General features: G+C 68.0%; 8 protein-coding genes. 7 read left to right on the plus strand and 1 reads right to left on the minus strand.

Annotated features, from left to right (window positions below; all coding sequences use genetic code 11):
* Nucleotides 1-7 precede the first annotated feature (7 nt).
* The 4 genes from xylB to Q9246_RS10945 all read left to right on the plus strand — a co-directional run bounded on the left by xylB (nucleotide 8) and on the right by Q9246_RS10945 (nucleotide 4,690).
* Nucleotides 8-808, plus strand: a complete 801-nt coding sequence (xylB, locus tag Q9246_RS10930) for a D-xylose 1-dehydrogenase (protein WP_306397571.1) — start codon at nucleotides 8-10, stop codon at nucleotides 806-808.
* A 122-nt stretch (nucleotides 809-930) separates the two neighbouring features.
* A complete protein-coding gene (xylF, locus tag Q9246_RS10935; RefSeq protein ID WP_306398144.1) occupies nucleotides 931-1,926 on the plus strand; it encodes a D-xylose ABC transporter substrate-binding protein in 996 nt (331 codons plus the stop codon).
* Nucleotides 1,927-1,997: 71 nt separating this feature from the next.
* Nucleotides 1,998-3,524, plus strand: coding sequence for a D-xylose ABC transporter ATP-binding protein (xylG, locus tag Q9246_RS10940; RefSeq protein WP_306397572.1), 1,527 nt, complete (start codon nucleotides 1,998-2,000; stop codon nucleotides 3,522-3,524).
* 23 nt (nucleotides 3,525-3,547) lie between these two features.
* Nucleotides 3,548-4,690, plus strand: a complete 1,143-nt coding sequence (locus tag Q9246_RS10945; protein WP_306397573.1) for a sugar ABC transporter permease — start codon at nucleotides 3,548-3,550, stop codon at nucleotides 4,688-4,690.
* A 48-nt stretch (nucleotides 4,691-4,738) separates the two neighbouring features.
* On the opposite strand, the gene Q9246_RS10950 is transcribed toward Q9246_RS10945, so the two are convergent.
* On the minus strand, nucleotides 4,739-6,316 hold the full coding sequence (locus tag Q9246_RS10950) for an aldehyde dehydrogenase (NADP(+)) (RefSeq protein WP_306397574.1): 1,578 nt from the start codon (nucleotides 6,314-6,316) through the stop codon (nucleotides 4,739-4,741).
* A 195-nt stretch (nucleotides 6,317-6,511) separates the two neighbouring features.
* Between Q9246_RS10950 and Q9246_RS10955 the strand changes: the two genes are divergently transcribed.
* From Q9246_RS10955 to Q9246_RS10965, 3 genes are read left to right on the plus strand one after another with little or no spacing between them, the layout of a single operon-like run.
* The gene (locus Q9246_RS10955; RefSeq protein WP_306397575.1) at nucleotides 6,512-8,683 is read left to right on the plus strand and encodes an exo-alpha-sialidase; all 2,172 of its coding nucleotides are present in this window, start codon (nucleotides 6,512-6,514) and stop codon (nucleotides 8,681-8,683) included.
* Nucleotides 8,680-10,974 (plus strand): glycoside hydrolase family 95 protein, encoded by a 2,295-nt coding sequence (locus Q9246_RS10960; RefSeq protein WP_306397576.1) that lies wholly within the window; start codon nucleotides 8,680-8,682, stop codon nucleotides 10,972-10,974. The genes Q9246_RS10955 and Q9246_RS10960 overlap by 4 nt, the downstream gene beginning before the upstream one ends.
* 14 nt (nucleotides 10,975-10,988) lie before the next feature.
* Nucleotides 10,989-12,689, plus strand: a complete 1,701-nt coding sequence (locus Q9246_RS10965; RefSeq protein ID WP_306397577.1) for a GH35 family beta-galactosidase — start codon at nucleotides 10,989-10,991, stop codon at nucleotides 12,687-12,689.
* Nucleotides 12,690-12,714: the final 25 nt, after the last annotated feature.

The following is a 12,714-nucleotide window of genomic DNA, read 5'->3' on the forward strand; positions in this document are numbered from 1 at the left end:
GACGACCATGACGGCCTATGCTGATGCATTGACGGTTTACGCGACCTATCCCGACCTGCGCGACAAGCGGGTCGTCATCACCGGCGGCGGGTCCGGCATCGGCGCCGAACTGGTGGCCGCCTTCGCCGGCCAGGGCGCCCGGGTCTGGTTCCTCGACATCGCCGATGCCCCCGCGCAGGCGCTGGCGGCGACGCTGGCCACCGCGCCCGGCGTGATCCACCCGCCGCGCTACCTGCACTGCGATCTGACCGACCTCGATGCGCTGGCCGCCAGTTTCGCCGCCATCGAAGGAGAGGCTGGCGGCATCGACATCCTGCTCAACAACGCCGCCAACGACGACCGCCACGACATCGAATCGGTCACGCCCGCCTACTGGGAAGACCGGATGGCGGTCAACCTGCGCCACCAGTTCTTCTGCGCCCAGGCCGCGGTGGGCGGCATGCGGCGCCAGAAGGCCGGGGTGATCCTGAACTTCGGTTCGATCTCGTGGCACCTGGCCTCGCGCGACCTGGCGCTGTACATGACGGCCAAGGCCGCGATCGAGGGCCTGAGCCGGGCGCTGGCGCGCGACCTCGGGCCGGATCACATCCGCGTCAACACCGTGGTTCCGGGGGCAGTGCGCACGCCGCGCCAGGACACCTTGTGGCATTCGCCCAGCGAAGAGGACCGTATCCTGGCCGGCCAGTGCCTGCCGGCGCGGGTCGAGATGCGCGACGTGGCGGCGCTGTCGCTGTTCCTCGCTTCGAACAATGCACGCCGCTGCAGCGGCCGCGAATACTTCGTCGACGCCGGCTGGTACGGCGCCTGAGAGGCCGTTAGGGGTAGCGCTAACGTCGATTCTTGAGCAAAATGTCAATACCGCGCTCGCGACCGGCTCGCTGCGCAGATAAAAAACAGGAGACAGGCATGAAGAAACATGGCATCACGAAGATGGGCATCGCGGTCGGAGTCGGTTGCGCGCTGCTGTTCGCGTCCGCGCCGAGCATGGCCGACGCCAGGAATCCCAAGATCGGCTTCTCGATAGACGACCTGCGGTTGGAGCGCTGGACCCGCGACCGCGACTACTTCATCGGCGCCGCCGAGAAGCTGGGCGCCAAGGTGTATGTGCAGTCGGCCGACGCCAGCGAGCAGCGCCAGATCGCCCAGATCGAGAACCTGATCTCGCGCGGCGTCGACGTGCTGGTGATCGTGCCGTACAACGCCACGGTGCTGAACAACGCGATCCGCGAAGCGAAGAAGGCCAAGATCAAGGTGCTGTCGTACGACCGCCTGATCCTCAATGCCGATGTCGACGCCTACATCTCGTTCGACAACAAGGCGGTGGGCGAATTGCAGGCGCAGGCGATCGTCGGCCTGAAACCGAAGGGCAACTACTACCTGCTCGGCGGGGCGCCGACCGACAACAATGCCAAGATGCTGCGCGAAGGCCAGATGAAGGTGCTGCAGCCGCTGATCGACAAGGGCGACATCAAGGTGGTCGGGCGCCAGTGGGTCAAGGACTGGAGCGCCTCCGAGGCGATGTCCATCGTCGAGAATGCGCTGACCGCCAACGGCAACAAGATCGATGCCGTGGTCGCCTCCAACGACGCCACCGCCGGTGGCGCGATCCAGGCCCTGGCCTCGCAGAAGCTGGCCGGCAAGGTGCCGGTCTCGGGCCAGGACGCCGACCTGGCCGCGGTGCGGCGCGTGATCGCCGGCACCCAGGCCATGACAGTCTACAAGCCGCTCAAGACCATCGCCACCAGCGCCGCGACGCTCGCGGTGCAACTGGTGCGTAACGAAAAGCCGGCCTATAACGCGCAGATCAACAACGGCTACAAGCAGGTCAGCACGGTGCTGCTCAAGCCGATCCCGCTCACCAAATCGAACGTCGACCTGCTGGTCAAGGACGGCTTCTACACCCAGGGCCAACTGGCCGGCAAGTAAGCCCGGATCTCTCCTTTCCCCGTACCCGCACGCGCGGGCCGGGGCTTTTTCACGCCTTGTAGAGTGGTGCGATGTCGGGCTATCTGCTTGAAATGAAGGGAATCGCCAAGCGATTCGGTGGGGTGGCCGCGCTGGACGGCATCGACCTGGCGATCCGGCCGGGCGAATGCGTCGGCCTGTGCGGCGAGAACGGGGCCGGCAAGTCGACCCTCATGAAAGTGCTGTCGGCGGTCTACCCGCACGGCAGCTGGGATGGCGAGATCCTGTGGGATGGCCAGCCCCTGCGCGCGCGCTCGGTGCGCGAGACCGAGGACGCCGGCATCGTCATCATCCACCAGGAACTGATGCTGGTGCCCGAGTTGTCGGTGGCCGAGAATATCTTTTTGGGGAACGAGATCACCCTGCCGGGCGGGCGCCTGGACTATCCGGCCATGAACCGGCGCGCCGCGGAAATCCTGCGCGAACTGAAGCTGCCGGACGTGAACGTGGCGCTGCCGGTGAAGCACTACGGCGGCGGCCATCAGCAGCTGATCGAGATCGGCAAGGCGCTGAACAAGAATGCGCGGCTCTTGATCCTCGACGAGCCGTCGGCCTCGCTGAGCCTGTCCGAGATCGAGGTCCTGCTGCAGGCGGTGCGCGACCTGAAGGCGCGCGGCGTGGCCTGCGTATACATCTCGCACAAGCTCGAAGAGGTGGCCGCCATTTGCGACACCATCGTCGTCATCCGCGACGGCAAGCACATCGCCACCACGCCGATGCCGCAGATGAGCGTGGAACGCATCATTGCCCAGATGTGCGGGCGCGAGATGAACCAGATGTATCCGAGCCTGCCGCACGATATCGGTGATGTGGTGATGGAGGCGCGCCACATCAGCTGCTACGACGCCGAGAACCCGCGCCGCAAGAAGGTGGACGACGTGTCGTTCGAGGTGCGGCGCGGCGAGATCCTCGGCATCGCCGGCATCGTCGGCGCCGGCCGCACCGAGCTGGTGACGGCGATCTTCGGCGCCTATCCGGGCCGCCACGAGGGCGAGGTCTGGCTCGAGGGACGCAAGGTCGACACCGCGACGCCGCTGAAGGCGATCCGCGCCGGCTTCGCCCTGGTGCCCGAGGACCGCAAGCACCACGGCATCGTTCGCGACCTGTCGGTGGGTGAGAACATCACCCTGTCGGTGCTGCAGCGCTATGCTCACCTGACCCGCGTCGACGACAGCGAAGAAGCCAGCGCGGTCGCGGGCGAGGTCGCGCGCCTGGCGCTCAAGACGGCCAGCCCGGCGCTGCCGATCACGGCGTTATCAGGCGGCAACCAGCAAAAGGCGGTGCTGGCGCGGATGCTGCTGACCGGCCCCAAGGTGCTGATCCTGGACGAGCCGACGCGCGGCGTCGATGTCGGCGCCAAGTTCGAGATCTACCGCCTGATGCTGGAGCTGGCGGCCCAGGGCATCGCCATCGTCATGGTGTCGTCCGAGCTGGCCGAGGTGCTGGGCGTGTCCGACCGCGTGCTGGTGATGCAGGAGGGCAGGCTGCGCGGCGACTTCATCAACGATGGCTTGAGCCAGGAGACGGTGCTGGCCGCCGCCCTCGGCCAGGCCTCATAGAACAAGCAAATACAAGCGAACCAATGGATACGACGACCTTCAAGCGGCTGTTCACCCAATATAAAATCCTCGCGCTGCTGGTGGCGGTGGCCCTGATCTGGGCCTTCTTCCACCTCAAGACCGACGGCGGCTTCACCTCGGCGCGCAACCTGTCGAACCTGATGCGCCAGATGTCGATCACCGGCATCCTGGCCTGCGGCATGGTGTTCGTCATCATCGCCGGCGAGATCGACCTGTCGATCGGTTCGCTGCTTGGCCTGCTGGGCGGGATGGCGGCGGTGCTCGACGTCACCCACGGCATGCCGCTGCCGCTGTCGATCGCGGTGGTGCTGGGCGCCGGCCTGATGTGCGGCTTCCTCAACGGCTACCTGACCGCCTATGCGGGCATACCATCCTTCATCGTCGGACTGGGGGGCATGCTGGCCTATCGCGGGGTCGTGCTCGGCCTGACCGACGGCGCCACCGTGGCGCCGGTCTCGCCCGGCATGGAGCAACTGGGCCAGGCCTACCTGCCGCCCACCTGGGGCATCCTGCTCGGCGTGCTGCTGTTCGCGCTGGCCGGCGTGCTGGCCTGGCGCCAGCGGGTCAACCAGGCGCGCCATGGCTTGCCAGTGATCGCGCCGTGGCGTTCGGTGCTGCGGGTGATCGTCGTCGGCGTGGTGCTGGCCGGGCTGATCTCGACCTTCAACAGCTACGAGGGGATTCCGCTGCCGGTGCTGATCCTGTTGATCCTGCTGGGGGTGTTCAGCTATATCGCCCGGCAGACCGTGTTCGGCCGCCGCATCTATGCGGTGGGCAGCAATATGGAAGCGACCCGGCTGTCGGGCATCGACGTGCGCAAGGTGAAGCTGTGGATCTTCGGCCTGATGGGCCTGATGTGCGCGCTGGCGGGTCTGATCAATACCGCGCGCCTTGCGGCTGGCTCGCCATCGGCCGGCGTGTCGGCGGAACTGGACGTGATCGCGGCCTGCTTCATCGGCGGCACCTCGATGCGCGGCGGCGCCGGCACCGTCCACGGCGCGCTGGTCGGGGCGCTGGTGATGGCCAGCCTGGACAACGGCATGTCGATGCTCGACGTCGACGCCTACTGGCAGATGATCGTCAAGGGGCTGATCCTGACGCTGGCGGTGTGGCTGGATGTGGCGACGCGCGGCAATACCCGCTGATTCGGTCCCGGGGACCGAATCAGCGGGGGATCACATTACGCAATCACATCACGCCAACTTCAACTCGCCATCGACCATGCGCGCGATCCCGAGCGGATTGCCATCCTTGAGCGCTTCCGGCAGCAGGCCCGCCGGCACGTCCTGGTAGCACACGGGGCGCAGGAAGCGTTCGATCGCGGTAGCGCCGACCGAGGTGCTGCGCGGATCGGACGTCGCCGGGAACGGGCCGCCATGCACCATGGCGTACGCCACCTCGACGCCGGTCGGGAAACCGTTGAACAGGATGCGGCCCACCTTGCGTTCCAGCAGCGGCAGCAGGGCGCCGGCCAGCGCGTGGTCGGCGTCGATCGCGTGCACGGTGGCCGTCAGCTGGCCTTCCAGGTGGCGGGTGACCGCCAGCAGCTCGTCCTGGTCGCGGCAGGCGACCAGCAGCGAGACCGGTCCGAAGATCTCATCGTGCAGCGCCGGATCGGCGAGGAAGGCTGCGCCGTCGCACTGGTACAGCGCCGCGCGCGCCGCGCAGCCGGGGCCGTCGCTGCTGCCTTGCGCTACCAGCTTCACGCCGCTCGCGCCAGAGCGTTTGTCGATGGCGTCCTCGTAGGCGCCATGAATGCCGGCGCTGAGCATGGTGCCGGCCGGCTTGAGCTGCAGGGCGGCCGCGGCGGCGTCACGGAAGGCGTCGAACTGCACGCCTGCCAGGCCGATCACCAGGCCCGGATTGGTGCAGAACTGGCCCACACCCATGGTCAGCGAATCGACGAAGGCGCCGGCCAGCTTCGCGCCGCCGGCCTCCAGCGCGCCGGGCAGCAGGTAGACTGGATTAATGCTGCTCATCTCGGCATACACGGGAATCGGTTCCTTGCGCTGGCTCGCGATGCGGGACAGCGCCAGGCCGCCGGCGCGCGAACCGGTGAAGCCGACCGCTCGGATCGCCGGATGGCCGACCAGGTCGGCGCCGATCTGGTTGCCTTCGCCGATCAACAGCGAGAACACGCCTTCCGGCAGGCCGCAATCGAGCGCCGCTTGCAGCACCGCCTTGCCCACCAGTTCCGAGGTGCCGAGGTGGGCGTTATGGGCCTTGACCACGACCGGGCAGCCGGCTGCCAGGGCCGACGCCGTATCGCCGCCGGCGACCGAGAACGCGAGAGGGAAGTTGCTGGCGCCGAAGACGGCGACCGCGCCAAGCGGGATCTTGCGCATGCGCAGGTCGGGGCGCGGCGGGGTGCGCTCGGGCAGGGCCGAATCGAGCGTCGCTTCCAGGAAGTGGCCGTCGCGGACCACCTTGGCGAACAGGCGCAGCTGGTTGACGGTGCGGCCGCGTTCGCCTTCGAGGCGGGCGGCGGGCAGGCCGCTTTCCTGCGATGCGCGCTCGATCAGCGCCGGGCCCAGGTCGAGAATGCGCTGGGCGATCGTCTCCAGGAAGCGCGCGCGTTCTTCCAGTGGCAATGCGCGGTAGGGTTCGACGGCGTCGTCGGCTAACTGGCAGGCGCGCGCCAGGTCGTCCGGCGTCGCCAGGCCGAATGCCGGCTCGAGCTGCTGCTTGCGCGCCGGGTCGACGGCGTGGGTAGTGCCGGCGCCGCCGCGCACGATGCGGTGGCCGATGATCATCTCGCCGCTGATATTCATGGGTGGGTCTCCTTGCTGGAAGTGAAGTCGAGAGCGTGGATGTTATACGCAAACACCCAAGGCTGCACGGCTTGCCCCCATTCTGGCGAGAATCATGAAATCGATATCTGTTAGCGCGAACATTTTTGTTGCCAGCAGCCCTCGTATTGATTAGCATGCTTGTCAGCAGGTCAATAATAAGATTCAGGAGACAGCATGCGTATCATGTTCGCGGCCATTGGCGCTGCGGCCATCGCCACGGCCGCCGCCTTCGCCGTGCCGCCTGACAGCGGCGCGGCAGCGCCAGCCGTCGGCGACGGCGCCCGGTATGCCTGGGACAGCGTGGCCATCGGCGGCGGCGGTTTCGTCACCGCCATCGTGCCCAGCCGCAGCGAGCCCGGCATCGCCTATGCCCGCACCGACGTCGGCGGCGCCTACCTGTGGCGCGCGAAAGAGGGCCGCTGGACGCCGCTGCTCGACTGGGTGGGCGAGGACCAGACCGGCCTGCTGGGCATCGACGCGCTGGCGATCGACCCCGACGATGCTGGCAAGGTCTGGCTGCTGGCCGGGATCGCCTACCTGAACGGCGGCCGCAGCGCCATCCTGCGCTCCACCGACTACGGCAAGACGTTCGAGGTGATCGACGTCACGGCCCAGTTCAAGACCCATGGCAACGGCTTCGGGCGCCAGACCGGAGAACGGCTGGCAGTCGATCCCGGCGCCGGCAAACGGCTCTACCTGGGCTCGCGCCGCGATGGCCTGTTCGTGAGCGACGACGGCGGCAAGACCTGGCAGCGCAACACGGCGCTGGCGGTGACCGCGACGCCCAACGACGTCGGCCTGAACATCGTGCTGCCCGACCCGGCCAGCGTCAAGGGCGACCGCGCGCAGCGGATCTTCGTCGGCGTCTCGCGTTTCGGCAGCATGGGCCCGAACCTGTACCGCAGCGATGACGGCGGCGCCACGTTTGCCCCGGTGGCCGGCAGCCCGGCCGGCCTGATGCCGCAGCGCGCCGCCTTCGACGGCGCCGGCAAGATTTACATCACCTACGCCAACGGCGCCGGCCCGCATCCTGACAAGAGCGGCAGCGAGCCGATCGATCGGGGCCAGGTATGGCAATACGACATCGCCGGCGACGCCTGGCGCAATGTGACGCCAGTCGGCACGACCCGGCCGTACGCCGGGATCAGCGTCGACCCGCGCAATCCGAAGCGCCTGGTGGCCTCCACCATCAATACCTTCATCGCCCAGGGCGATGCGCGCGGCGACCGCATCTACCTGTCGCACGACGGCGGGGCCAACTGGATCGACGTCATTGCGCGTGGCTTCCGGCGCGATGCGGCCGGCGTGCCGTGGCTCGAAGGCCATGCGATCCACTGGGCCGGCTCGATCGCATTCGATCCGCTGGACCCGAAGGCAGTCTGGGTCACGTCCGGCAACGGCGTATTCCGCACGCCCGACATCGAGGCCACACCCGCCACCTGGACCTTCACCGTCAAAGGACTGGAAGAGACGGTGCCGCTCGGCCTGGTGAGCATGCCGGGGGCGCCGCTGGTGTCGGCCATCGGCGACTACGATGGTTTCGTACACGACGATCCGGCGCGCCCCGGGCGCATCCACCAGCCCGAGATCGGCACTACCACCGGGCTCGATGCGGCCGTGCGCCGCCCGGGGAGCCTGGTGCGGGTGGGCGACGCAATGCTGGTCACGCGCGATGGCGGCGCCAGCTGGACCCAGACCCCGGCGCTGCAGGGCAAGCGCGGCACGGTCGCGATGTCGAACGATGGCGCGACCGTGGTGCACGCGCCTCAGGGGGCGACGACGCTGTACCGCTCGGCCGACGACGGCGCGAGCTGGACCCAGGTGAAGGGCCTGGCCGGGTCGCGGCTGCGGGCCGTCGCCGATCCGGTCGACCCGAAAGTGTTCTACGCCTATGACGACCGGGCGCTGATGGCCAGCGTCGATGGTGGCGCCAGCTTCGCGCCGCGCGCCAGCCTGCCGGCGGGCGGCTCGCGCCTGCTGCGCGCCATGCCGGGCCGCGAAGGCGACCTGTGGGTGGCGCTCAAGGACGGCGGCCTGGTCCGCTCGCTCGATGGCGGCGCCAGTTTCACCGCGATCGGCGGCGTCGGCTACTGCGGCGCGGTCGGTTTCGGCAAGGCGGCGCCGGGCAAGCTCGAGCCGACCGTGTACATCTGGGGCAGCGTCGGCGGCGTGCGCGGCATCTATCGTTCGCTCGACCTGGGCCGCAGCTGGACCCGCATCAACGACGACGCCCACCAGTACGGCGGACCGGGCGACGGCCACTTCATCGTCGGCGACATGAACCGCTTTGGCGTGGTGTACATGAGCACCGCAGGGCGCGGCATCGTCTATGGAAGGCCACTATGAATCCAGCCGCAACCCTGCGCCGGGCGCTCGGCGCCGTCGCCATCCTGTTTGCGACGGTGGCCGGCGCGGCGCCCGAGATGGTGCTGCGCTACGACCGGCCGGCCCAGGACAACGACCAGGGCTGGGAGAAAGAAGCGCTCCCGATCGGCAATGGCCGCATCGGCGCCATGGTGTTCGGCCAGCCGGGCCGGGAACATCTGCAGTTCAACGACATCACGCTGTGGACCGGCGACGACAAGGCCATGGGCGCGTTCCAGCCGTTCGGCGACCTGCTGGTCACGTTGCCCGGCCACGAGCAGGGCGCCACCGGTTACCGCCGGACGCTCGACCTCGAGCGCGGCGTGCACACGGTGAGCTATACGCACGGCGGGGTACGCTACACGCGCGAAGCCTGGGCCAGCCATCCGGCCCAGGTGATCGTGCTGCGCCTGAGCGCCGACCGGCCCGGTCGTTACACGGGGACTGTCGCCCTGAGCGACCGCCATAACGGCCGGCACACGGTGGCGAACGGCCGCCTGCAAGTTGCCGGCTCGCTGGCGGGTTTTACGCCCAAGGGCCAGGACAAGAGCGGCAACGTGATGTCCTATGTCGGCCAGGCGCAGGTGAGGAACGAAGGCGGCAAGCTGACGAGCGATGGCGAGCGTGTCTCCTTCGCCGGCGCCGATGCGCTGACGATTGTCCTGGGCGCCGGCACCAGCTATGTGCTCGACGCCGCGCGCCGCTACGAGGGCAAGCATCCGCTGGCGCGGGTCACCGGCCAGGTCGACCGGGCGTCCGCCCGCCCGGCAGCTGCGCTGCGCGCCGAGCACGAGAAGGATTTCACGAGCCTGTTGCACAGGGTCGCGCTGGACCTGGGAGAGACCCCGGCCGCGCGCCGCGCCTTGCCGACCGACGCGCGCCTACTCGCCTACACGAAGCAGGGCGGGGACCCGGAGCTGGAAGCCCAGTACTTCCAGTATGGCCGCTACCTGCTGGCCTCGAGCTCGCGTGGCTCGCTGCCGGCCAATCTGCAGGGGCTGTGGAACAACAGTTATACGCCGCCGTGGAATTCGGACTACCACACCAACATCAATATCCAGATGAATTACTGGCCGGCCGAGGTGGCCAACCTGTCCGAGCTGGCGACACCGTTCTTTGATTTCGTCAACGGTGTGGCGCCCGTGTGGCGCCGTACGACGGCCGCCGAGTTCCGGCGGGCCGATGGCAAACCGGTGCGCGGCTGGACGCTGCGCACCGAGTCGAATCCCTTCGGCGCCATGGGCTACCTGTGGAACAAGACCGGCAACGCCTGGTATGCCCAGCACTTCTGGGAGCATTACGCCTTCACGCGCGACGAACGCTTCCTGCGCGAGGTCGCCTATCCAATGATGAAGGAAGCCAGCGCCTTCTGGCAGGATTACCTGAAGGCGTTGCCGGACGGGCGCCTGGTCGCGCCGCAGGGCTGGTCGCCCGAGCACGGCCCGGTCGAGGATGGCGTGGCCTACGACCAGCAGATCGTGTGGGACCTGTTCAACAACACGGTGGAGGCGGCCGGCATCCTGCAGGTCGATCCAGACCTGCGCGCCACGCTGGCCGGCATGCGCGACCGCCTGGCCGGTCCGCGCATCGGCAGCTGGGGCCAGTTGCTCGAGTGGCTCGAGGAAAAGAAGGACCCGGTGCTCGACACCCCGCAGGACACCCATCGCCACGTCTCGCACCTGTTCGCGCTGTTCCCGGGCCGCCAGATCGATCCGCTGCGTACGCCGGACCTGGCGCAAGCGGCGCGGCGCACGCTGGAGGCGCGCGGCGACGCCGGCACCGGCTGGTCGATGGCCTGGAAGATGGCGTTCTGGGCGCGCCTGCACGATGGGGATCGCGCCTACCGCATGCTGCGTGGCTTGCTGGCGGCGCCGGGGGCGCGCGCGGCCGAGCAGGCCGGCATCTTCTCGGAACATAACAACGCCGGCGGCACCTACCCGAATATGCTCGATGCGCATCCTCCGTTCCAGATCGACGGCAACTTCGGCGCCACCGCCGCCGTCGCCGAGATGCTGCTGCAGTCGCACGGCGGCGAGATCCACCTGCTGCCGGCGTTGCCTGCCACCTGGGCCAGTGGCTCGTTCCGGGGCTTGCGCGCACGCGGCGGCTACGAGGTCGACATCCGGTGGGCCAACGGCCGCCTGCAGGGCGCGACCGTGAGGGCGGTCGCCCAGGGGGCGGGACCGGTGAAGGTCCGCTATGGCGCGAAAAGCATCGAGATCAACCCGGCCGGGAACCAGGGCCAGGTACTGGATGCAGCCCGGTTCCAGTAAAGACGACAACGACAATGACAACCAAGGAGACGACCAGCATGACCCTGAACCAGATCGCGCGCCGCCTGGCCCCGCTATGCCTGCTGATGGCAAGCGCCGCCGCCAGTGCCGCGCCGACCCCCGAGCTGCCGCGCCTCGTTGCCAAGGATGGCCGGCACGCCCTGATGGTGGACGGTGCGCCGTTCCTCATGCTGGCCGGCCAGGCCCACAATTCCAGCAATTATCCGGAAGCGCTGCCCAAGGTCTGGGCCGCGCTCAAGGACGCGCATGCCAACACCCTCGAGATGCCGATCGCCTGGGAGCAGGTGGAACCGAAGGAAGGAGAATTCGACTTCAGCTTCCTCGACGTCCTTGTCAAACAGGCGCGTGAAAACGATATCAGGCTCGTCATCGTCTGGTTCGGCACCTGGAAGAACACGGGTCCGGGCTATCTGCCGGAATGGGTCAAGTTCGACAACCGGCGCTTCCCGCGCATGAAGGACAAGGACGGCAAGACGGTCTACAGCCATTCGCCGTTCGGCGAGCAGACCCTGGAGCTCGATCGCCGCGCTTTCGTCAAGATGATGGAGCACATCAAGAAGATCGACAGCAGCCACCGCACCGTGATCATGGTCCAGGTCGAGAACGAGGTCGGCACCTACGGCGTGCCGCGCGACCATGGCGAGCGCGCCGAGGCGGCCTTCAGGCAGCCGGTGCCGGCCGCGGTGCTGGCGCGCCAGAAGCCGCAGGTGGCGGGCGTGACCCAGGGCAGCTGGCGCCAGGTGTATGGCGACTATGCCGACCAGTATTTCCATTCCTGGGCCATCGCCAGCTACATCGAATCGATCGCCAAGGCCGGCCGCGCGGTCTACGACTTGCCTATGTTCGTCAACGCAGCCCTACGCGAGCCTTCCGTCGACGGCAAGCCGGCGGCGCCGTGGAAGGGCGACTTCGCCAGCGGCGGCCCGACCTATGACGTGATCGACATCTACAAGGCGGCCGCGCCGCATATCGACCTGGCCGCGCCCGACATCTACATGCCGGAGTCGAACAAGGTGACGGCAATTCTGCGGTCTTACCAGCGGCCCGACAACGCGCTGATGGTGCCCGAAATGGGCAATGCGGCCGGCTATGCGCGCTATGTCTACCAGGCCTTCGGCATAGGGGCGCTGGGAGTGGCGCCTTTCGGGCTCGACTATTTCGACTACAGCAACTACCCGCTCGGCTCCAAATTCACCGACCGCCGGATGGTGGAACCGTTCGCCACGGTCTACGGCGCCTTCGCGCCGATGCAGCGCCAGTGGGCGCAATGGGCTTTCGAAGGCCGCACCCGCGGCGTGGCCGAGGGCGACGACCGCGCGCCGCAGACGGTGGCGCTGAACGGCTGGAAGGCGACCGTGTCGTTCCGCGAATTCCAGTTCGGCGAGCGCCAGTACCTGAAGGACAAGAGCGAGTACAAGGAAGGAACCGAGAAACCGGGCGGCGGCGTGGCCCTGGCCCAGGTCGGCGAGAACGAGTTCGTGATCGTCGGCCAGCAGGCGCGGGTCAAGTTCGCCGGCGATGGCCCGAATGCGGGCAAGCCCTCGCTGCTGGCGCGGGTGGAGCAGGGCCGTTTCGACGCCGATGGCCACTGGGTCATGGAGCGCAACTGGAATGGCGACCAGACCGACTATGGCCTCAACCTGCCGGCGACGCCGGTGGTGCTGAAGGTCAGGCTCGGGACGTACCAGGAATAACGACACATGGTTAACGACGACAGGA

Source organism: Telluria beijingensis (genome assembly GCF_030770395.1).
In the GTDB taxonomy this organism is placed as follows: domain Bacteria; phylum Pseudomonadota; class Gammaproteobacteria; order Burkholderiales; family Burkholderiaceae_D; genus Telluria; species Telluria beijingensis.

Coding starts and splice junctions, on each gene's coding strand:
- xylB (WP_306397571.1), top strand. CDS start 8: ATGACGGCCTATGCTGATGCATTGACGGTTTACGCGACCTATCCCGAC.
- xylF (WP_306398144.1), top strand. CDS start 931: ATGGGCATCGCGGTCGGAGTCGGTTGCGCGCTGCTGTTCGCGTCCGCG.
- xylG (WP_306397572.1), top strand. CDS start 1,998: ATGTCGGGCTATCTGCTTGAAATGAAGGGAATCGCCAAGCGATTCGGT.
- Q9246_RS10945 (WP_306397573.1), top strand. CDS start 3,548: ATGGATACGACGACCTTCAAGCGGCTGTTCACCCAATATAAAATCCTC.
- Q9246_RS10950 (WP_306397574.1), bottom strand. CDS start 6,316: ATGAATATCAGCGGCGAGATGATCATCGGCCACCGCATCGTGCGCGGC.
- Q9246_RS10955 (WP_306397575.1), top strand. CDS start 6,512: ATGCGTATCATGTTCGCGGCCATTGGCGCTGCGGCCATCGCCACGGCC.
- Q9246_RS10960 (WP_306397576.1), top strand. CDS start 8,680: ATGAATCCAGCCGCAACCCTGCGCCGGGCGCTCGGCGCCGTCGCCATC.
- Q9246_RS10965 (WP_306397577.1), top strand. CDS start 10,989: ATGACAACCAAGGAGACGACCAGCATGACCCTGAACCAGATCGCGCGC.